This is a genomic window from Nocardia sp. SYP-A9097 (genome assembly GCF_009649815.1).
In the GTDB taxonomy this organism is placed as follows: Bacteria; Actinomycetota; Actinomycetes; order Mycobacteriales; family Mycobacteriaceae; genus Nocardia.
In genome coordinates, this window is record NZ_WJIC01000023.1 from 1 (window position 1) to 20905 (window position 20905).

Here is a 20905-nt window from a genome sequence, read left to right on the forward strand (position 1 = left end):
GATGACGGCACCCAATGGGGGAGCTAAAGCCGGGTACGGCACCCAGGGTTCCCACACCTCTTCTTTGTCGCATGCACGCCACAACCGAACACCACCAAGATCGCACCACGCCATTGGTTCGGCCACCCCCGGCTAATGCAGCCGTTCAATCAGGGATCGCCCCTGACCAATCCACCATTCGGTATGCCCGAGAAAGTAATGCCGATAGGCGATCTCGGCGTTCTCGACATTCCCGCCAGGCACCACACTGAGGAAGTAGTCGATCTCCGAGAGCTCGTATTCGGCGTGCACCAGCGGCAATAGTTCGGGTAAGGCGCGAGATTCGGTAGTGGTCAGAGGCCGGAGAGATTGGTAGCCGTCGAGTAGAGCTCTCGCCTGATCGAACTGGATGCGAGGCGGCCCGCCCACACGAAGCGAGATCCAGTCGACGGCACAGCGTTCAAGGGCTATAGCCAGGTCGTGGATAGGGGTGGTGCGGTCACAGAGCCCGAAATCTATGACGGTGGAGGGAGCTTCGTGGGTCCAGAGCAGGTTGGTGCCGTGCCAGTCATTGTGCGTCCACCGAGGAGAGAGTTCGCTCAGAAGGGGGTAGAGGCGCGCGTGGAAGGGGAGGTGGAGCCGTTCGACTTCGGCCTGCCAGGAGTGGTCGGAGAGGAAGGCCGCCAAGGCCGGTCGGGTAGCGGCCAATTTCTCCACTGCGGCAAGGGGATCCGTGGAGGCGAAGACGGTGAAACTGGCGAGCAGAGGGCGGGGTGGGCGTGCCGGGGCGTCGTATCCGATTGCGGCCAGGTGTAATTGGGCCAGGGTGCGGCCGGAGGCGGCGGCCTGGGCGCGGGATTGGTAGGGCGACCAGGAGAAGGTGCCTCGGTAGAGGTCGTCGCCTATGCCCAGTTCCTGTACCTCGTAGGTGAATTCGCCGAGTTCGCGGGTGAGCAGTACTCGTGGGATGGGAATGCCGTTCTCGCGCAGGTGATTCATGAAGGCGTGTTCTTCGTCGAGCGCCGCCGCATCACGCAGGGTGCGGGGGAGGCGTTTGACTATGACCGGTGTGCTGTCGGCGGTGCGGACCTGTGCGGTGGCGGAAAGCGGTCGGGGACTGCGCCATTCGATGTGTGTGTCCGGGCCGAGCAGGGCCGCGATCTCCGGTGGGGTCAGAGGTGGCCAGTCCGGGGCGACGAGCGGATCCGAACCCATTCCGAAGACGCGGTCCTGCGCCATCGGGTCAGGCGCTCCGGCGCTGGACGGCGACCAGGATGGCGGTGACGAAAGCCGCTGCCAGCCAGGAGAACAGCGAGGCGGACGTCCACCAGCCCGGGTGGAATCCGATGGTGTCCTGCATCTTGGTCCAGAAGTTCACCCACCAGGTGAGCGAGCCAGGATTGCAGAGCTGGTACACCACGAAGCCGACTACCCACGGCAGCAGCATGAGTGGGCGGGCGGGTGCGTTCTGCGCGAGATTCCAGCCGTGCCTGCCGCTTCCGAAGAAGAAGTCGACAATCAGTACGGCGCTCAGCGGTACGAAGACCGAGCCGATCAGGTACAGGAAGTTGGCGTAACCACTGAAGTCGTGCACCGGCAGCGCCAATAGCGTGACGATCACGCCGACGCCGAGCGCCAGCAGGCGACGGTCCACCCGCGGCAGCAGATTCTGGATCGACATGGCCGTCGAGTAGACATTCGCGAACGACTGATCGGATTCGCGCAGCACCAGCACCGCGAAGAACGCCCAGCCCGCCGTCACACCCAGCAGCGTGTCGAAGATGTGCTCGGTATCGCCGCCCGCCTGCAGGATCGCCAGAATGCCCAGCAGATAGCACCAGAACTGCGCGACCGAATAGCCGAGCGTGGCCGCCCCCGCCGCCGTGCGCGCCGAACGCGAATGCCGGGTGTAGTCGGCGGCCAGCGGCACGAACGACACCGATACCGCGAGCGTGGTGTCCACCGCCGGGAAGAATCCGCTCCAGCTGGTGTCCGGCAGCTCCGGAATCGGTTGCCGCAGTAGCTGAATCGTGAAGTAGACGAGCGCGATCCCCACCGCCACCGACACGTACTTACGCAGAATGTGCAGTACCCGCAGCGGCCAGATGGCCATGGTGGTGGAGAGGATGCCCGCCGCCACGATCACCAGTGCGTGTGGCACCCGGTCATGGGTGAGCGCGGAGACGCCCAGCGCGATAACGGTCAGTTCGTATACGCCCCAGCCGATGCACTGCACGATATTCGCGGCGGTCGGCAGGTAGGAGAGTTTGGTGCCGAAGAGTCCGCGCAGTACCGCCATGGCGGGTGCGCCGGTGCGCGTGCCGACGGCTCCGGTCCCGGCGACCATGGCGATACCCGCGACGGTGCCGACGAGCGTTGCCAGCAACGCCCCGGCGATCGGTAGTGGCGGATGTCCGGTCGGGAACAGCACGTAGGCCGCTCCGCTGAACCCGATCAGGCTGACGCCGAGATTCAGCCAGAAGGCCGCCTGGTCGCTGAAGCTCAGCGTGCGCGGCGGCTCGGTGTCCAGCAGCAGCGGCGCTTCCTGGCGGTCCTGGGGTGTAGCGGTGGTCATGACCAGTGATGCTACGGGGCGGACCGGGCATTTCGGACAGTCTGCCTGGGGCTTCAGAGGCAGAGGATTATCCGGTCCCGGTTGGCCGGATCCACGCGGATCGAAAGTATGCCGCCCACAGTGATTCTCGGCCGTACCACCGGCTCCACATCGAAGACGATGCTGCCGTGATAGGTCTCGGATCCCGGCACCACCAGTTCCAGATCGAGTTCGGTGAGTTCGGTGTAGTGGTCGGTGCGCTGTAACCGGTGCACGCCTTCGATGGTGGCCCAGCCCTCCAGCCCGTGCCGGCGCAGTCGCCGGTCGCTGTGTGAGGGCTGCTGTGCCAGCAGCATTCCGACGCCGAGGAAGGTGCCGAACATACCGACCAGCACGATCACCTGCAGCGGCACCGTGCCCGGCGGGGTGAGCGGCATCAGCCAGGCCAGCCAGACACAGAGGGAAACAAGGTACGCGGCGGTGACGCCGAGCACGGTGCGAAATACACGCGCGTGGTCCATGAAGACCCTCCAACCACGGCTTATGGAACTCCAGGATAGTCCCGAATTTCCGGTTGGGTAGTGGATCCGGCGAGGTCAGGCTGTTGTGCGCAGGGCGGTTAGAGCATCCAGATCGAGGGGGAGTGCCATGCCGTCGAGTTCGAGGGTGACCTGCCCCGTGTACTCACCGGTTGGTTCGTATCGGCCGTCCGTCAATGCGAAGGTGGTCAACCGCACCGACCCGTCGGTCTCCAGCAGCCAGTAACGCTCGATACCGCCCTCGGCGTACTCGGCGAACTTCATCACCCGATCGGTCCGCCTGGACCCCGGCGACACAATCTCTATGGCCGCCAACACATCCGAGGGCCGCACCCGGGTCGCATGCGCCGCACCGGCCGCACCACCCACCACCAGCACATCCGGCACCCGAACCGTCGGCGGATGCGACTCCTCGATCACCAATTCGACCCGCGCCAGCGCCGCCACCCGGCGCGGCAGCGCGGGCTCCAATTGAGCGGCCAAGCGCCACACCGCCAATTGATGCCGCGGCGGCTGCGGGGCCACCAGCAGCACCCCGTCCACCAATTCCCGGCAGCAACCGCGCTCCTCGGGTAGCGCCGACCACTCCGCCAGCGTCAATAGGTGATCAGGCCAGGACGCGACGGCTTTCACTGTTTCCGTGGGACTCGACCGAACCATGGAACCAGTGTTCCACGCCCGGCAACCCCGCAGCGACTTTTCAGCCCTTCAGCCGCAGAACCGCCAGCACCCGCCGATGATGCAGATCCGACGGCGGCAATTCCAGCTTGGTGAAGATATTGCCGATGTGCTTCTCCACCGCGCGTTCGGTGACCGTGAGCGCCTGCGCCAGCGCCGAATTCGACAGTCCCTGCGCCATCAACTCCAGTACCTGGCGCTCGCGTGGCGTGAGTCGCGCGAGCGAATCCTGTTGCCGGGCCGCACCCATGAGCTGACTCACCACCTCCGGATCGAGTGCGGTGCCGTCGGTCGCGACCCGCTGCAGGGCATCCACGAAATCCCCGATATCGGCCACCCGGTCCTTCAACAGGTAACCCACCCCGCCCGCACCCGAGGCGAGAAGTTCGGTGGCATAACGAGTTTCGATCCACTGCGAGAACACCAGCACGCCGGTCTCCGGATGACTGCGGCGCAGCGCGAGGGCCGCCAGCAAACCCTCATCGGTGAAACTGGGCGGCATTCGCACATCCACCACGGCGACATCCGGGCTGTGTGCGGCCACCGCCACCGCCAGCCCGTCCGCCTCGCCGACCGCCGCGACCACCTCATGCCCGCGTTCGGTGAGCAGTGCGGTCAGGCCGTCGCGCAGGATCGCGTTGTCCTCCGCGATCACCACCCGCAGCCGGTCGGACTCCCGTTCGGTGGCAGTGGTCATGATGCTCTCCCTTTCCGCGATGCCGCGATGCCGCGATCGGTCATGGTCCCGCGATGGGCAGCACCATGGTGATCACGGTCGGACCACCGGCCGGACTGTCCACCAGCAGGCCACCGTCCACCGAGCGGGCGCGCGCGGCCAGGCCCGAGAGTCCGCCTGCCACAGTGGTTTCGCCGGATCCCTCGGCCGGTTGCAGCGCGCCGCCGTGACCGTTGTCGCGCACACTCACGGCCAGAGAATCCGTATCGACCGGCAGTACGGCCACCCAGATACGGTTCGCACCAGCATGTTTCACCACATTGGTGAGCAGTTCGGCGACCGAGAAGTAGGCAATGGCCTCGATCGACGGGCTCGGCCGCACCGGCAGCAGTACCCGCAACTCCACCGGGATGGCGCAGCGCGCCGCGAGCGTTTCGAGCGCCGGTTCCAACCCCAATTCCAAAGCGGGCGGGTGGATTCCGCGCACCAGTTCGCGTAGTTCGGTGAGCGCCTCCTTCGATCCGCTGCGCGCCTGCGCGATCAATTCACCGGCGTCACCGCCCGCGGCCAAGCGCTCCTCGGCCCGGCCCAGCATCATGGCGATGCTGACCAGCCGCGCCTGTGTGCCGTCGTGCAGATCCCGCTCCAGTCGGCGCAGGGTGGCGGTGGAGTCGTCGACCGCGGCGCGGCGGCTCTCCTGCAATTCGATCAGGCGGCGATCCCCGGCGGTGGGCGTCAGTAGCCACAGTGCGAACAAGCCGTGCAACCAGCAGACGAAGCGAATCAGCCACGGCAGCAGGAAGCAGCCCAGTACGCCCAGGGCGCCGAGACCCAATACGCGGGGCCAGGTATCGATGTAGTAATCGCCGAACTGGATCATCGAATTGTGTACGACGCCTTGGTCATCCACATTGTCGGTGGGATTGCCGAGCGCCCACACGATGGGGGAGACCGCGATGAATCCGGTGACCGCGATGGTCATCAGCAACACATAGCCGAGCCCGAGCCCGAATACGCATTGGATCACCAGGAACAGCAGTGCGCGCCAGGAAGTCCGATCGGTATAGGCGCTGCGCAGCCAGCCCCACAGGCCGGGGCGGTAGGCGAACGGTTGCGGCTCCGGCATCGGATTGTCCAGCAGTAGTGCGTTCAGGACCCGGTAGATCCGCCCCCACACGCGTCCACCGAGCAGCACACACGCCAGCACCGGAATGCCGATCAGCACGATGGACGCGTACAGGCCGCCACCGACACCGACGAAAAGGTATGCGGCAGCGATGCATCCGAGCCCGAAGGCAATGATCAGGTACGCGAATTCCTTCCACACCCGCGCCCGGAACGGCGCCAGCAGAAAACCGCCCACCAGTTCACCCGGACCGGGGCGCGGTGGCGGGACGGGTTCCGGGGCGTGCATGTCGAGCACAGTAGTGGGGAGGGCGTCCGTATCGCTCATGCCTTCATCGTGGCCGGGAGCGGGGGTCGTGCACGAGGGAGCAGACCCGTAAATGCGTGGTGGGGCCAGCACGAAGACCTAGCATCATGTGCATGAGCTATCAACCGCCGCCACCGGGTTATCAGCCACCCCCGCCCGGCTATTACGGCGCACCGCCACCGGATCATCCACAGGCCGCCACGGTCCTCATCCTCGGCATTCTGAGTCTGGTGCTGTGCCAATTCCTCGGACCGGTGGCCTGGGTGATGGGCCGCCGCGCGCGCGATGAGATCGATGCCGCGCAGGGCACCGTCGGCGGTCGCGGCATGGTGAACGCGGGCTACATCTGCGGCATTGTCGCCACCTGCCTGCTCGTTCTCGGCCTGCTCTTCCTGGTCGTGGGCATTGTGGCCGGCGTCGTGGGCAGCTTCGGCAGCTAGCGTTCGGAGCGTGCGCGGGGCTTCGCTGACCTGCCATTACGATTGCCCGGGTGAGTTCCGCCCGCACCTCCGATGACCCGCCCGCCCCCGACACCACCGAGGGCGACCCCGCCGGTCCCACCGAATGGGGTGAACATCCGCACGGCGTCGGCCCATGGCGGGAGGAGTTCGGCACCGAACCCCCCGAAGACCCCAGGCTGGACCCGGAACTCCTCGCACACGGCGACCGCCGCAATGTGGTTGACGCCTACCGGTATTGGACCCGCGAGGCGATAGTCGCCGATATCGACCGCCGCCGGCACCCCTTCCACGTGGCCATCGAGAACTTCGGCCATGACGCGAATATCGGCACGGTTGTCCGCACCGCCAATGCCTTCGGCGCGGCCGCGGTCCACATTGTCGGCCGCAAGCGCTGGAATCGCCGCGGCGCCATGGTCACCGACCGCTATCAGCACATCCACCACCATTCCGACACCGCCGAGCTCTTGAAGTTCGCGTTGGCCAACAACCTCACCGTGGTGGCTGTGGACAACGTCCCCGGTTCGGTTCCGCTGGAAACGGCTCAGCTGCCCCGCGATTGCCTGCTGCTCTTCGGTCAGGAAGGCCCGGGCGTCACCGCGGCCGCGAAAGATGCCGCCCTGCTGACGGTCTCGATTGCCCAGTTCGGCTCGACTCGCAGCATCAATGCGGGTGTCGCGGCGGGCATCGCCATGCACGCCTGGATCCGCGAACATGCGGACCTGGCGACCGCCTGGTAACCAATACCCCAAAGTTGGTGGCTCGCCCCGGTAACAAATCAGCCACGAAGTTGGCCGTCCGACTGGCACGATATGTCCTATGACTTCGCGGACCGGGCGCAATATCGAGCCGACCGCCGCGCTCTGGTCGGAGCGCGCCGATCTGGCGGAGTCGGCGATCGTCTCACGGCATCTGCGGGCGCTGTGGGGGATGCCGGGGACCGCGCTCGGGGTGGTGGGCTGGCCTGCCACCAAACGCGAGCGCGGCTTCGCGAACTGGCATTACTGGTGGCAGGCGCATCTGGTGGAGTGTGCGGTGGATGCCGCGAATCGGTCGCCTACCCCGGTGCGGCAGAAGCGGATCTGGTCGATCGCGCAGGCCATGCGAGTACGCAATATCGCGGGTTGGACCAATAACTACTACGACGATATGGCTTGGCTGACAATCGCTTTGGAGCGCGCCGAGCGCACCCAGGGCGTCACCGAGGTGCGGGGTGCGCTGATCGCGCTGGACAAGGAGTTGTACACCGGGTTCGAGCCGCAGTTCGGGGCGGTGCCGTGGCGTAAGGGCTCGGATTTCTTCAATGCCCCGGCGAACGGTCCGGCCGGTATCGCGATGGCCCGGCTCGGCCGCTACGCCCGCGCCCAGGAGATCGCCGACTGGCTCGACGACACCCTGCGCGACAAGGACTCCGGCCTGATTTTCGACGGCATCCACCTGCCCTCGGGTGAGGTGGAACGCCCCACCTACAGCTACTGCCAGGGCGTGGTGCTGGGCCTGGAAACCGAACTCGCCGTGCACACCGGCGAACCCCGGCATGTCGAGCGCGCGGTCCGCATGGTCGCCGCCATCGAGGAGCATATGGTCGGCGGTGGCGTGGTCATCGGCGGTGGGGGCGGGGACGGCGGCCTGTTCAACGGCATTCTCATCCGCTATCTGGCGCTGGCCGCGATCATGCTCCCCGGCGATGAGACCGCGCAGGTGAACGCACGCCGCACCGCCGCCGCCATAGTCCGCGATTCCGCGACCGCCGCCTGGGAGAACCGCCTGGAAGTGGAGGGCGAACCACTGTTCGGCCCGGACTGGCGATTACCCGCGCGATTACCCGGCATCTCCGGCGCGGGCCGCCTCGAGGGTGGTTCGGTCTCCGCCTCCCGCACCCCGGAACGCGATCTCTCCGTGCAACTTTCGGGCTGGAAACTCATGGAAGCCGCACATACGGTCACGGCCGCGGGGCTCTGAAACCGTCAGCCGTTATTGCCGCGCGGCTCCGGCGGCACCGTCTCGCATTCGGAATCCAGGTCGAAATCCTCTGCGGGCCGGGACATTTCCGCACGGTACTGCCGCACGCCCACAATCGTCCCCAGCACCAGCCCGACCACCAGCGTGCCGATCACCGCGGGCATCAGCCAGGACACGCTCTCCAGGAAACTGCCCGCGTAGTACCCGATCAGCAGCAGCACCGGAGCCCAGATGATCGCGCCGACGGTCGAGGCGATCGTGTACTTGCGGTGATCCATTCCCGCCGCACCCGCGACCAGCGGGCACAGCGTGCGCACCCACGGAATCCAGCGTGCGACAAGCACTGCCAGGAATCCGTGCCGATGCAGCAGCTCCGCCACTCGACCCAGATTCCGGGTGTTGATGTATTTGCCGTTCTTACGCGCCACCAGGTGATGCCCGGTGCGCTGCCCGATCACATAGCCGACCTGATTACCGGCGATGGCCGCGATCATGGTGCCGATCGACAGCGCCCAGATATGCAGCTCGCCGGTGGCCTGCGAGGCCAGCACGACACCCGCGGTGATGAGCATGGAATCACCGGGCAGGAAGAGCCCGATTATGAGCGCGCATTCCAGGAAGACGAAGGTCAGGACCACGGTCCAGACGATCACCGGCCCGGCCGTCTCGAGCGGCCCGAAGGCGCTCAGGGCGTTGGCAAGTGGGGTGGTCGACACCGATAGCTCAGCGGTTCGGCTCGTTCGACGCCGCGGCCAACTCCTGGTCGGTGTCGCGATTGCGCACATTCTTCACCACGGTGACGATGCCCGGCAGAATCGAGACGAACACGATGAGCAGGAAGATCGCCTCGACGTTCTTGCGGATGAACTCCACATTGCCGAGGAAGTAGCCCAGGACCGTGACGCCACCGGCCCACAGGATGGCGCCGACGATGTCGAAGGTGACGAACTTGCGGTAATCCATCTTGGAGACGCCCGCCAGCACCGGCATGAACGTGCGCACAATGGGCACGAAGCGAGCCAGGATGATGGTCTTGGGGCCGTGCTTCTCGAAGAATTCGTGCGTCTCGGTGACGTACTTCTTCTTGAAGAAGCGACTGTCCTCTTTTTGGAACAGTGCCGGGCCGATGGCGCGGCCGATCCAATATCCGGATTGGTCACCCAGGAATGCGATGAGCATGACCGCCGGGAGCAGCACCCAGATGGAGACCGGCGGGTTCGACTGGGCGCTCAGCAGACCGCCAGTGAACAGCAGCGAGTCACCCGGGAGAATCGGGAACAACAGCCCCGTCTCGATGAAGACGATCACCAAGATCGCTGGGAGCACCGCGTTCTTGAGCCATGTCTCCGTGAGGAGGTGCATGGGATCGAGAATCGCGGGCAGGGCAACGTTGGTCGTCACGGCATCGGACACGGCCAGCAAGGTCACGGGCACCACCCTACCGGTGAATGCGGTCCATCACAGAATGTCTCACAGCGTCCGCTCAGGATGTTCGGTCCGAGGCCACCGGCTCCGTCGAAACCACACTGCCTTAGGGTGTCGCCTGACAGAATTTGTTGTACACAGCACACCACTACGGAGGTCATTGTGCCCATCGCGACTCCGGAGATCTACGCCGAGATGATTGCTCGGGCCAAGGAGAACTCCTTCGCGTTCCCCGCGATCAATTGCACGTCGTCCGAGACGATCAACGCCGCGATCAAGGGTTTCGCCGACGCAGGCAGTGACGGCATCATCCAGTTCTCCACCGGCGGAGCCGAATTCGGCTCGGGCCTGGGTGTGAAGAGCATGGTGACCGGCGCGGTCGCGCTCGCCGAATTCGCGCATGTGGTGGCCGCCGAGTACGACATCACCATCGCGCTGCACACCGATCACTGCCCGAAGGACAAGCTGGACACCTTCGTTCGCCCGCTCATCGCCATTTCGGCCGAGCGCGTGAAGGCCGGATTGAACCCGCTGTTCCAGTCGCATATGTGGGACGGCTCGGCCATCCCGATCGACGAGAACCTGGAGATCGCCAAGGAACTGCTGAAGCAGTGCCATGCCGCGAACATCATTCTCGAGGTCGAGATCGGCGTCGTCGGCGGTGAAGAGGACGGTGTCGAGGCCGAGATCAACGACAAGCTCTACACCTCGTCCGAGGACTTCCAGAAGACCATCGACGCGCTCGGCGCGGGCGAGAACGGCAAGTACCTGCTCGCCGCGACCTTCGGCAATGTGCACGGTGTGTACAAGCCGGGCAATGTCGTTCTCAAGCCCGAGGTGCTGGCCGAGGGGCAGCGCGTGGCCGCCGCCAAGCTGGGTCTGGGCGCGGACGCGCAGCCGTTCGACTTCGTCTTCCACGGCGGTTCGGGCTCGCTGAAGTCCGAGATCGAGGATTCGCTGCGCTACGGCGTGGTGAAGATGAACGTCGACACCGACACCCAGTACGCCTTCACCCGCCCGCTCGCCGGTCACATGTTCGCCAACTACGACGGCGTGCTGAAGATCGACGGTGAGGTCGGCAACAAGAAGGTCTACGACCCGCGCAGCTACCTCAAGAAGGCCGAAACCTCCATGGCCGCTCGCGTTGTCGAAGCTTGCAACGACCTGAACTCGGCGGGACGCTCCATCAGCGCCAAGTAAGGTAGCTCCGAGGCCGGAAAACTTCGGCCCAGTGAGCAGAGCCCGCCGCGGTGGCCAGGTGCTGCCGCGGCGGTTCGCTTTTCTATACGAGGTGCAGCGCAATGACTCTCGATGTGCGGGTCCTCGGGCCTGTGCAAGTGCTGGTCGGCGGCCGTCCGGTACTGGTCGGCGGCCCCAAGCCGCGCGCACTGCTGGCCGCGTTGACCGTGAACCGGCGGCGTGCGGTCTCTTCGCAGGCGCTGGCGGATATCGTCTGGAATGACGAGCCGCCGGATTCCTATCAGGCCAGCTTGCAGGTATTCGTCTCCAATATTCGCAAGACGCTGCGTAACGCGGGCGTCGATCCCGGTGCGGTGCTGCGTACCGAGTCGTCGGGGTATCGACTCGAAATCTCCGATGAGCACTGCGATCTGGGGCGCTTCGAGAGTATTCGGCGCTCCGGGACCGAGGCCGCGAATCTGGGTGATCACGAGGGCGCGGCACGGCGATACGCGGATGCCTTGGCGCAGTGGACAGGTCGCGCGCTCGACGATCTCTCCGGACTCTCGTTCGCCGAAAGCTTCGCCACCGCAATGGATGAGGAGCGGCTGCTGGTCGCCTCCGCGCGGGTCGATGCCGAAATCGCCTGTGGCCGTGCGTCGGCCGTGGTCGGTGAACTGGTTGCCATGACCAATGCGCATCCGCTGCGAGAACCGTTGTGGGCGCAGCTGATTACCGCGCTGTACCTGTCGGGGCGGCAGGCCGACGCCTTGGAGGCGTGCCGTCGTGTGCGCGGGGTGCTGTCCGAGGAGCTCGGTATCGATCCGGGTCCGGCGCTGATCGCGCTGGAGCAGCAGGTGCTGCGGCAGGAGCCGCTGCTGACCGGTCAGATCGCCGAGGTCGAGCGGATGGCCAAGGCCATGACCGAGACCGTCACCGAAATGCCGCGCGCCGTGCGCGCCGGGCAACTGCTCACCGCCGAAGGCCGGGTTATCCCGATCGCGGTGGGCGGCATGAAGATCGGGCGCATGACCGATAACGATCTGGTTCTCGACGATCCCAAGGCGAGCCGCTACCACGCGCAGATCACGCCCAGCCGGGCCGGACTGCTCATCAAGGATCTGGGTTCGGCCAACGGGGTCTTCATCAACGAACAGGCCATCGAGAGTGCGGCCGTGCTGGCCGACGGTGACGCCATCCGGATCGGCGCGACCATCTTCGTATTCCAGGCGATGCGCTGACCCGTAGGAACATTCGGCTATCGATTAGGTTGCTTTTGGGCGAGTGCCCGCGGATCGCCCGGGGCGCGGGTAGGGTCTGCGGCCGGATGTGTCCGGAGAGATGCGAATGTCGAGAGGTTGATGCATGGCCGAAAGGCTGCTGGCCGCGGTGGGAGCGATGGTGTTCGGAGCGGGCGTACTGGTCGCCGCGAACCCCTCGACCGCAACCGCGGCACCGGCGGAACACGGTGCGGTGGAATCGATTCCGGGTATCGGACCGTGCGGGTCCGATCCGAAGCCGGTACACGAATCCGTGGTGCCCAAGACGGTGGAGGTGCCGATCTCCTATCCGGCCGTCACCGTGGATCCCGGACCGCCGCCGGAGAACAAGACGCGGGTGCAGATGGAGCTGCCCGCCGATCCGTGCGTCAACCCGTGCCCGGACCTCACCGATCTACCCACCCCGCCGCCGAGTCTCAATGAGCAGCTGGGCATTCCGCGGCTCATCCTGCATCCACAGGCGTTCAATTTCGCCTTCCCCAACCCGAACCCGCCCGCGGTGCCGCCCGGGCCGGAAGCGGCGCATCCGGGCGTGGAAGCCGCACCGCAGGCGGCGGCGCGGCCCGCTCCCGAGGTGTCCGGCGTGCGCGAGGTCGCCAAACTGACCGGGGCCAACTCCGTCAACCGCACCGATAAACGCTGGCAGGTACAGGGCACCGACCTGGGCATCATGTGGGAGAGCGGGCCCGGCGAGGTCGCCATCGCCTTCGGTGACACGGTGGGCCGCGACTTCCATCCACCGGGCGGTATGGGGGAGGACTGGCGCAGTAATCTGCTCGCCTTCAGCAGTGACAAGGAGCTGGCCGACGGCGTCACCTTCGACCGCATGGTCACCGACACACGCTGTCACGCCGGTGAATTGCTCACCAGTAAGAAGCTCGACAATATCGAGATCACCACGATCCCGACCTCCGGCTTCGCGCTGGGCGACCGGCAGTACATGAGCTACATGTCGATTCGCACCTGGAACAGCATTCCCGGCACCTGGTACACGAATTACGGTGGCATCGCCTACTCCGACGATCACGGTGAAACCTGGACCAAGGACCCACATGCCAAGTGGGACAATATCTTCGGCGTCTCCAACTTCCAGGTGGCCGCCATGGTGCCGCAGGGCGACTGGGTGTACATGTTCGGCACACCCAATACCCGGCTCGGCTCGGTCGGGCTGGCCCGCGTCCCCAAGGATCAGGTACTCAACACCACCGCGTACCAGTTCTGGCGCGACGGCGAATGGACTCCGGTGGGCGGGTACACCTCCGCCTCACCGATCGTGGATGCCCCCGCGGCCGAGCTCTCCGTCCGCTATGACGCCGACCGCAAGATCTGGCAGATGAGCTACCTCGACACCGCGAAGGCGGCTCTCGTTGTCCGGGAATCGGATTCGCCCCAGGGTCTGTGGTCGCCCAGCGTCGCCACGGTGAGCGCCCTGCAATTCCCCGAGCTGTACGGCGGCTTCATCCACCCCTGGTCCACCGGCAACGACCTGTACTTCACCATGTCCACCTGGAACGACTACAACGTCTACCTGATGCACGCCACCGTGAATTGAGCTGTGTGCGTCAAACGAAAAGGGCGGGTCGCGCGTGAATGCGCAACCCGCCCTTCGGCTTTCGTGCTACGCGGACAACCGCACCTCGGCGACGGCGCGACCGAAGAGCTTCTTACCCTCCGAGGTCGCACCCAGAACGATGGTGGCGGAACGGTTTTCGGCATCCACCGACTTCACCTTGCCGGTGAACTCCACGAAGGTGGCCGCGGCGGGCCAGACCGGCACGAAGCCGGAGAAGCGCACGCTGAACTTGCCCAGCGCCGCCGGATCGCCCAGCCAGGAGACCAGGTAACTGGCGGTCAGGCCCATGGTGAGCATGCCGTGCGCCACCACGGTCGGCAGGCCGGCCAGTTGAGCGGCGGTATCGCTGAAGTGGATCGGGTTCGGATCACCCGACACACCGGCGTAATTGGCCAGATCGCCGCGGGTGACCGGCATCCGGCCGGCTGGCAGTTCGGTGCCGGCGGTCAGCGTCGCGGTCGTCGGCACGGTGCGCACCGGTAGCGCCGGGGCGGGGTCGCGCAGGGCGGCCACATCCTCGGGCGCGAGCAGGATGAGTCCGGCCGGGTCCGACGCGCTGGCGGCGCTGTCCGCGACATGGCCGTGCATGACCACGCCTGCCATGGTCTCCGCGATCGCCACATCGATCTCCACACCCAGGCGGGCCACGATGGTGGTGGTCGCGACCAGCACCGGCAGCGCGTCCGCATCGGTGAACGTCACCTTGACGGTGATGAAGTCATTGCCGCCGTAGGAGCGGAGCTGCTCGATCGTCACATCCACCGAGAGCAGGTCGTCGGCGAGGATCGGGCGGTGGTACTCGAAGATCTGGTCCGTCTGCAGGAATTGCGAGACGTCGTACTCGGTGAGCACGGTGCCGATCAGGGAACGCGTGGTGGCCGCGCCGATCACCGAGGCGAAGGTCGGCGAGGCGAGCAGGGCGGAATAGCCGAGTTCGCGGGCGTCCTCTTCGTGGTGGTGGGCGGGGTGTTCATTGCGGACCGCGCGCGCGAATTCACGAACCTTCTCGCGACCCACCGCGTAGTGGTCCCGGACTCGGAAATGCCGACCGACCAGATCGGTGGCGGTGGCGCTGGCGGCGGCCGCCTCGGCCGTCTCCGTCATGGTGTTCAGCTCCCTGCACAATCGAAACCCGGTGGGTCCAAGCCCGATCGGAGTCGGCACAGCACCACGGCACGAGCCGCGGAGGCGCCGACACGCCATCGTGGCTGGCCCAGACAATCTGGGCTATGCTACCGGCGAGTCGGACTGGTGACCAGGTGTTTGTGATGTTCGTCGCGGGCCGCGGCGCGAATGCGACACCGCCCGCTGAGAACATCTGCAGATCAGTGCTGAGCGTTAGTCGGGTCGCAAACCTTCCAGCCATCGGAGGTGTGCTGCAGATCGAAGGTGCGCGCCGACGCCTTGCTCGGATCGGCCTCGGTGTAAACGGTCGCCTGCGCGATCGCGGTATCCCCGGTGACACGAATGGCATCCACGCTCTTCACCACGGGAATGCTCTTCTGCTCCTTGGAAGTTCGATACACACCGGCGAACTGATCGGCCGAAATATTCTGATAGAAGTCGTGCTGCGCACCGCAGGTGATACCGCGCAACTTCTCCAGATCACCATTCGCCAAACCATCGGTATAGGTCGTAATAGTGCTCTTGACCTGCGCCTCAGGAGAACTGTCCGACGAATTCGACATGAACGCGACGACCGCGATCACCACGGCGACCACCGCCACCACGGCCCCGGCAATGATCAACACCCGATTGCGTGACCCCGCAACGGCTTTCACCGGCGCATCGGCATTCTCCCCGGCCGCGGGCACCCGCTGCGGCGCGGCAATGGTCCGCCCGTCATCGGGCCCCTGCCCATCCTGCGGCCGCTGTCCGGCCCCCTGAACGCCACCGGCTCCCTGCGGAGCACCCATCGGCGCCCCGCCTTGACCAGGCGCACCCAGTGCTCCACCTGCCATAGCGCCGAGTCCCGGCGCGCCCGCGGGTCCACCCTGCACACCACTCGGACCCTGCGGCGCGCCAGTTCCGCGCGCACCGCCCGGCTTCGTCAGAGGTACACCGGTTCCCTGCGGTCCGCCCTGCGCGGGTCCGCCGGGTCCCTGTGGTCCGCCTTGTCCCGGTCCGCCCTGCATTGATCCGCCAGGCCCCTGCGGCCCGCCCTGTCCCGGCCCGCCGGGGCGTTGCGGTCCACCCTTGCCATTCGGTCCCTGGGGTCCGCCCGGACCCTGCGGCGCGCCCGCACCGACACGCTGCGGACCGGGTGGCATGGCTCGCGGTCCGCGAATCGGAACGGCGGGCGCGGTCGGCTGCATATCGGCGGGCGACGGCGCGCTGGCCGGCCGGCGCGGCGCTTGCGGAGGCCGAGGCGGCGCGGGCCGAGTCTCCTCCACCGGCCCCGCGTCCGGCGCACCCCCGCGCGGTCCCACATGCCGCGGCCCCTGATTCATCCGAGGCGAAGCGGGCGGCTTACTCACGGCCCGCCCCTGCGGCCCCGAAACCCGCATCTTCTCGGTCTTCTGCTCACCCGTCACAATCGGCAGCGCGGTGGTGGCGTCATCCGACCCCGCCGGAACCTGTTTGATCACAACGGTTTTCGACTCCGAGTTGCTCGCGTCACCGCCGGGGCTCGCGCCCGGGTCGGGGGCATCGGCGTCGTCTTTTCCGGCCGACGGCGCTTCACTCGCCCCCGCCGGTGCGCCTGTATTGTCCTGCGCCCCGGCCCGATCGGCTGGATTCCGGCTTCCACCCTGATCCGCCGCACCCGGTGCCACGTCGCCGGAGGAATCACCCTCCCGCGTTCCGGACTGACCGCCGCCGCCGGAAATATTCTGTCCGCCAACCACATTCGCTGAGGGGCCGGTACCGGCGGTGGGAGCCTCGCCCGCCACGCCCTCGGCGCGGGCGCCGGCAGGTCGAGCTACCGGCGAACCCGATTGCGCTGCCGCGTTATTCGGCTGTGCGGCCGACCCGCCGGCCGACTGACCCGCAGGGCGGTCCTGCTTGACGGGTGCGTCGGCGCGTGGAACGACCTTGAACTGTGTGGTGACATCCGCAGAGGGAGGCGGATTTCCGGAGTCTGCCGGGGTGCTGGGCTGTGCGCTCGCCGAGGGCTGCGCCCCGCCCTGCGGTGCGGCGGGAGCCTTCGAGGCCCCACCCTGCGCTGCGCCACCCGACTGCGCTGCTCCGCCGCCTTGCTGCATCGTGGTACTGCCCTGTTGAGGTGCGCCACCGCTCTGCTGCGGTGCGCCGCCTTGCTGCGCCGTGCCACTGCTTTGTTGCGTTGCGCCACTACCCGGCTGTGCCGCGTCACTACTCTGTTGTGGTGCGCCACTGTCCGGCTGCCCCGCGCCACTGCTCTGCTGCTGCACCGCGTCGCCACTCGGCGGCGTCACGCCCTGCTCCGGGCGGGCACTCTGTTGTGCGGGGCCGCCCAGATGGGGCGGGAGGTTCCGCTGTGCCGGGCCACTTTGCTTCACCGCGTCGGGCGCACCGCCTTTGCCCGTATCGCCGGGCGCGGCGCTCGATCCCTGCGCGCCCCGGCCCTCGGCCGGACGGTTGGTGGGGATGCGGTTGGTGGGGCCCTCCGGGATGGGTTGGGCCGGTTCGTATTTGATGGTGGCGAAGCCGGGCTTGGAGGTGGGGATCACCTCGGTGGCGGCGGTTTCGGGGGCGGCTGCCTGGTTCGGTGTGTCCTGGTCGGCGCCCTTGCCGGGAGCTGCCGGGCGGGCAGCATCCTGTGGCTGCTGGTCGTCGTTCGAGTCGGACACGCGCTACCCCTCGCTTCGGCGGAACTGTGATTCGACGGTCAGCCTACTGAGCATTCCGATAGTCGGTGCAGAATGATCGGCATGACCTCCTTCGGTGATCTGCTCGGACCCCAGCCGGTACTGCTCCCGGAAAACACCGACGCCGAGGACGCGCTGCTGGATAACAAGGACCCGGTGCAGGTCGCGGCGGCGCATCCGACCGCCTCCATCGCCTGGGCCTACCTGGCGGAAGGCGCCCTCGATCGCGGCAAGAACGAGGTGAACGTGGACACCCTCGCCGGGTACGCGTTCGCCCGCACCGGCTACCACCGCGGCCTGGACCTGTTGCGCCGCAATGGCTGGAAGGGCTTCGGCCCGGTGCCGTGGAGCCACGAACCCAATCGCGGCTTCCTGCGGAGTGTGGGCGCGCTGGCCCGCGCCGCCCGCACCATCGGCGAGACCGACGAGTACGCGCGCTGCCTGGATCTGCTCGAGGATTGCGATCCGCGCGCGGCCGCCGAACTCGGCCTCGACTGACCACATTGAGCAGTGGCCTAGGAACCACGCTCGACGCAGCCAAGGACAGCGGCGTGGCTCGTATGCGCACCGCCGCCGCGCGGGTCCGCTCGTCGCTGCTGCCGATCGTTCAGTGCGCGGTCGGCGCGGGCGTGGCCTGGTTCATCGCGCACAATATCGTCGGGCATCCGCAACCGTTCTTCGCGCCGATGGCTGCCATGATCTCCATCGGTGTGTCGTTCGGTGCGAAGTTGCGCCGGGCGGTGGAGTTGATCGTCGGTGTGGCGGTCGGTATCGGTATCGGTGATCTGTTCGTCTCGCGGGTCGGTACCGGGGTCTGGCAGATTTCGATACTCGTCATCTTCGCCATGTGCACGGCCGTCTTCCTCGATGGCGGTCCGGTCATCACCATGCAGGCCGCGTCGTCGGCGGTGCTGGTGGCCACGCTCATCCCACCGGAGAGCGGCGCTTCGCACCTGCGCATCATCGACGCGCTGGTCGGCGGCATGGTCGGCATCGTTGTGGTGGCGGCGATTCCACTGCATCCGGTGCGCCGCGCCAGACAGCAGGCCGCCGACATTCTGGGTGTGATGGGCAAATCCCTCACAGATTGTGCGGATGGACTGCTGGAGCACGACGCCGGCAAGATCAAGACCGCGCTGGAGGCGGTGCGCGGCACCCAGTCCGGCCTCGACACGCTCCGCAGCACCCTCGAGGGCGGCCGGGAGATCAGCAGAATCTCACCGCTGTACTGGAATTCGCGTGCCCGGCTGGAGCGCCTGCGCGAGGTGGCCGATCCGCTCGACAATGCCATTCGCAATACCCGAGTCCTGTTGCGCCGGGCCCTTTCTCTCGTGCGCGACGACGAAATCCTGGACCCGCGACTGACTCTCGAAGTGGAGCGACTCGGCGAGGCCGTCGATATGGTGCGGCAGATGGTGCTGGCCGATCCCGGTGATCAACCCGATGCGGCGGCGGCCACCCGGGTACTGCGCACGGTCGCCAAGGGCGCGACCAAGGATCTGGTGGACGGTGCGGGCATCTCCGCGCATGTCGTATTCGCGCAGATCCGTTCGGTCGTGGTCGATCTCATGCAGGTGTGCGGTATGCGCCGACTCTCATCGATCGCACTACTTCCGCCGACCGTCGCGAATCCCTATGTGACACCGATCGATTGATTCGAGTGGTGCGCTACTCGGGTTTGTCGGTGCCCGCGCCTATAACTTTCAATCATGGCCGGGCTGACGCGGGGTAGCCCGGCCACACATCTGTCAACGCCAGAATCGGGTCAGCGCTCCGCCGAAGTCCGACCACAGCGACGGCACGCCCGACAGCTCGAACAGCGCCCGAATCCCGTCGAAGAACGCGATATTGATCTGCGGCACGAACAGGAGCGCCACCAGAATCAGAATGCCGTACGGCTTGATCTGCTCCATCGACCGCCGCGTGTCATAGCTCAGCGACGGCTCCAGAATCCCGTACCCGTCGGTCCCCGGCACCGGGATCAGATTCAGCACCGTTGCCATGATCTGCAGGAACGCCAGATAACTCAGCCCGAACCAGAACGCGGCATGCGAATGCGAACTGCCCCACAGCTTCACGATCACCAGCAGCACGATCGCGCACACCGCATTGGTGGCCGGTCCGGCACCGCTCAGCGTCCGCCGGATCCGCGCGCTGAAACTGTTCGAGTTCACGTACACCGCGCCACCCGGCAGCGCGAATCCGCCGATGGCGATGAACAGCAACGGCAATCCGATCGACAGCAGTGGGTGACTGTATTTCAGCGGATTCAGCGTCAGATATCCGCGTAGCTCGACCTCGTGGTCCCCGGCCCGCCAGGCGACGAACGCGTGCGCGAACTCGTGCAGGCAGATGGAGACCACCCAGCCCGCCACCACCATCAGGAAAACCCCGAATTGTGCTTGGCGGGAAAGCAAGTCGGCGGTCCAGGCGATGACCGCGCCGGCCACGGCGATCGCGACCACGAGCAGGAAGACAGGGCTCGGCCGCACCGCCCCCGAAGCACGGCCGATCGCGCGGGGAGAGCTCATCGGACTCCTTGTATGGAACCCGGATTCACCGGGTGAAGGTCAACGGACCAGCAACCAGGGTTCATGATGCCGGTAGAAGGTGGAGCGCCGCACCGGCTTATCGGTGGTGATGCCGTCCCGGGTGACGATCGCGCCACGCGTGCCGAGCTGCATGGCCCGGCCCTGCGCCCAACGCTTCTTACCCAGGATCCCGCGTTGCACGCTCGCGTGCAGGCCGGGCATCTCCAGTGTCGGTGACACCAGCAGCGCGGCGACTTTCCCGGTGAACAACCGCGTGTCGTCCACGTACGCTTCGCCTTCGAGTTTCTCCCCGCGCTCGCCGACCAGTTCGGCGCGGCCGATCAGCACCTTGCCGGTGTCGTCGCGAATGAGCGGGGTCTGCATCGGCCTGCCCTCGAGCGCGCGTTTCGCGGCGGCCGAACCGGTGCCGGTCTCGTAGGCGCGCGAACCGTAGGTGCGATCGACGGGCACATAGCCGATTTCGACGCCGAGGCGTTCGGTGCGCATCAGATGGGTGAGGACCGCGGCGAGCCCGGCATCCTCACCGAGCACGATGAGGCGGGGCAAACTGTCGGCGGCCATTACCGGCAGCAACTCGTCCAGGACAGTGGTGTCCGGTATGGCCGAAGTCTGAGTGAGTGGGAGAGAAGCCAATGCGATCGGTACGGGTGCGCCGTCGCAGCGGAGAACATGGGTACTCAACTGCCGTACACCCTCCTCTGACCTGACAACACCATCGCCTCGCTGCGCTCCTTGCGGGCCCGCTTACCGGCCCGGCTCCCGGTGTCACCATAGACCCGGTTCATTTGCCGCGCCGCCTTCGAAGCCCACCCGTTACGTCGGTTTCGTCC

At 66.5% G+C, this 20905-nt stretch carries 20 protein-coding genes; 8 read left to right on the forward strand and 12 right to left on the reverse strand.

Annotation, left to right across the window (positions count from 1 at the left end; translation table 11 throughout):
• Positions 1 to 132: 132 nt before the first annotated feature.
• From GFY24_RS31390 to GFY24_RS31415, 6 genes are all read right to left on the reverse strand, one after another.
• Positions 133 to 1218, reverse strand: coding sequence for a phosphotransferase enzyme family protein (locus GFY24_RS31390; protein WP_228566831.1), 1086 nt, complete (start codon positions 1216 to 1218; stop codon positions 133 to 135).
• Between the two features lie 4 nt (positions 1219 to 1222).
• Positions 1223 to 2554 (reverse strand): cytosine permease, encoded by a 1332-nt coding sequence (locus GFY24_RS31395; RefSeq protein WP_153808738.1) that lies wholly within the window; start codon positions 2552 to 2554, stop codon positions 1223 to 1225.
• 53 nt (positions 2555 to 2607) lie between these two features.
• The gene (locus GFY24_RS31400; RefSeq protein WP_153808739.1) at positions 2608 to 3054 is read right to left on the reverse strand and encodes a hypothetical protein; all 447 of its coding nucleotides are present in this window, start codon (positions 3052 to 3054) and stop codon (positions 2608 to 2610) included.
• 75 nt (positions 3055 to 3129) lie between these two features.
• Complete coding sequence (locus GFY24_RS31405; RefSeq protein ID WP_153808740.1) at positions 3130 to 3732, reverse strand: Uma2 family endonuclease; 603 nt, start codon at positions 3730 to 3732, stop codon at positions 3130 to 3132.
• Between the two features lie 40 nt (positions 3733 to 3772).
• A complete protein-coding gene (locus tag GFY24_RS31410; protein WP_153808741.1) occupies positions 3773 to 4447 on the reverse strand; it encodes a response regulator transcription factor in 675 nt (224 codons plus the stop codon).
• Positions 4448 to 4487: 40 nt separating this feature from the next.
• A complete protein-coding gene (locus GFY24_RS31415; RefSeq protein ID WP_153808742.1) occupies positions 4488 to 5879 on the reverse strand; it encodes a sensor histidine kinase in 1392 nt (463 codons plus the stop codon).
• A gap of 92 nt (positions 5880 to 5971) precedes the next feature.
• On the opposite strand from GFY24_RS31415, the gene GFY24_RS31420 reads away from it, so the two are divergent.
• The 3 genes from GFY24_RS31420 (at position 5972) to GFY24_RS31430 (ending at position 8278) form a co-directional block, all read left to right on the forward strand.
• A complete protein-coding gene (locus GFY24_RS31420; protein ID WP_153808743.1) occupies positions 5972 to 6298 on the forward strand; it encodes a DUF4190 domain-containing protein in 327 nt (108 codons plus the stop codon).
• A 50-nt stretch (positions 6299 to 6348) separates the two neighbouring features.
• Positions 6349 to 7056, forward strand: a complete 708-nt coding sequence (locus tag GFY24_RS31425) for an RNA methyltransferase (protein WP_309231570.1) — start codon at positions 6349 to 6351, stop codon at positions 7054 to 7056.
• A 79-nt stretch (positions 7057 to 7135) separates the two neighbouring features.
• Entirely contained in the window at positions 7136 to 8278 is a 1143-nt protein-coding gene (locus GFY24_RS31430; protein WP_153808744.1) for a glycoside hydrolase family 76 protein, read from the forward strand.
• A 5-nt stretch (positions 8279 to 8283) separates the two neighbouring features.
• On the opposite strand, the gene GFY24_RS31435 is transcribed toward GFY24_RS31430, so the two are convergent.
• Complete coding sequence (locus GFY24_RS31435; RefSeq protein WP_153808826.1) at positions 8284 to 8967, reverse strand: DedA family protein; 684 nt, start codon at positions 8965 to 8967, stop codon at positions 8284 to 8286.
• Between the two features lie 34 nt (positions 8968 to 9001).
• The gene (locus GFY24_RS31440; protein ID WP_309231590.1) at positions 9002 to 9691 is read right to left on the reverse strand and encodes a VTT domain-containing protein; all 690 of its coding nucleotides are present in this window, start codon (positions 9689 to 9691) and stop codon (positions 9002 to 9004) included.
• A 174-nt stretch (positions 9692 to 9865) separates the two neighbouring features.
• On the opposite strand from GFY24_RS31440, the gene fbaA reads away from it, so the two are divergent.
• The 3 genes from fbaA to GFY24_RS31455 all read left to right on the forward strand — a co-directional run bounded on the left by fbaA (position 9866) and on the right by GFY24_RS31455 (position 13714).
• Positions 9866 to 10903 (forward strand): class II fructose-bisphosphate aldolase, encoded by a 1038-nt coding sequence (gene fbaA / locus GFY24_RS31445; protein WP_309231571.1) that lies wholly within the window; start codon positions 9866 to 9868, stop codon positions 10901 to 10903.
• 101 nt (positions 10904 to 11004) lie between these two features.
• A complete protein-coding gene (locus GFY24_RS31450; protein ID WP_153808745.1) occupies positions 11005 to 12123 on the forward strand; it encodes a BTAD domain-containing putative transcriptional regulator in 1119 nt (372 codons plus the stop codon).
• A 124-nt stretch (positions 12124 to 12247) separates the two neighbouring features.
• Positions 12248 to 13714 carry a DUF4185 domain-containing protein gene (locus tag GFY24_RS31455; protein WP_153808746.1) on the forward strand — a complete coding sequence of 489 codons (1467 nt, stop codon included), beginning with the start codon at positions 12248 to 12250 and terminating at the stop codon, positions 13712 to 13714.
• A 66-nt stretch (positions 13715 to 13780) separates the two neighbouring features.
• Here the strand turns inward: GFY24_RS31455 and GFY24_RS31460 are convergent, their stop codons facing one another.
• Both GFY24_RS31460 and GFY24_RS43215 read right to left on the reverse strand, forming a co-directional pair.
• Positions 13781 to 14839, reverse strand: coding sequence for a fused (3R)-hydroxyacyl-ACP dehydratase subunits HadA/HadB (locus tag GFY24_RS31460; protein ID WP_153808747.1), 1059 nt, complete (start codon positions 14837 to 14839; stop codon positions 13781 to 13783).
• A 221-nt stretch (positions 14840 to 15060) separates the two neighbouring features.
• A complete protein-coding gene (locus GFY24_RS43215; protein ID WP_153808748.1) occupies positions 15061 to 17505 on the reverse strand; it encodes a hypothetical protein in 2445 nt (814 codons plus the stop codon).
• An 81-nt stretch (positions 17506 to 17586) separates the two neighbouring features.
• Here GFY24_RS43215 and GFY24_RS31470 point away from each other — a divergent pair, with 81 nt between their 5' ends.
• Both GFY24_RS31470 and GFY24_RS31475 read left to right on the forward strand, forming a co-directional pair.
• Complete coding sequence (locus tag GFY24_RS31470) at positions 17587 to 18021, forward strand: DUF3151 domain-containing protein (RefSeq protein WP_153808749.1); 435 nt, start codon at positions 17587 to 17589, stop codon at positions 18019 to 18021.
• A 62-nt stretch (positions 18022 to 18083) separates the two neighbouring features.
• Positions 18084 to 19178 carry an aromatic acid exporter family protein gene (locus tag GFY24_RS31475; protein ID WP_153808829.1) on the forward strand — a complete coding sequence of 365 codons (1095 nt, stop codon included), beginning with the start codon at positions 18084 to 18086 and terminating at the stop codon, positions 19176 to 19178.
• 93 nt (positions 19179 to 19271) lie between these two features.
• Here GFY24_RS31475 and GFY24_RS31480 read toward each other — a convergent pair whose 3' ends face one another.
• Entirely contained in the window at positions 19272 to 20054 is a 783-nt protein-coding gene (locus GFY24_RS31480) for a site-2 protease family protein (protein WP_153808750.1), read from the reverse strand.
• Positions 20055 to 20093: 39 nt separating this feature from the next.
• The gene (locus GFY24_RS31485; RefSeq protein WP_153808751.1) at positions 20094 to 20756 is read right to left on the reverse strand and encodes a hypothetical protein; all 663 of its coding nucleotides are present in this window, start codon (positions 20754 to 20756) and stop codon (positions 20094 to 20096) included.
• Positions 20757 to 20905 lie beyond the last annotated feature (149 nt).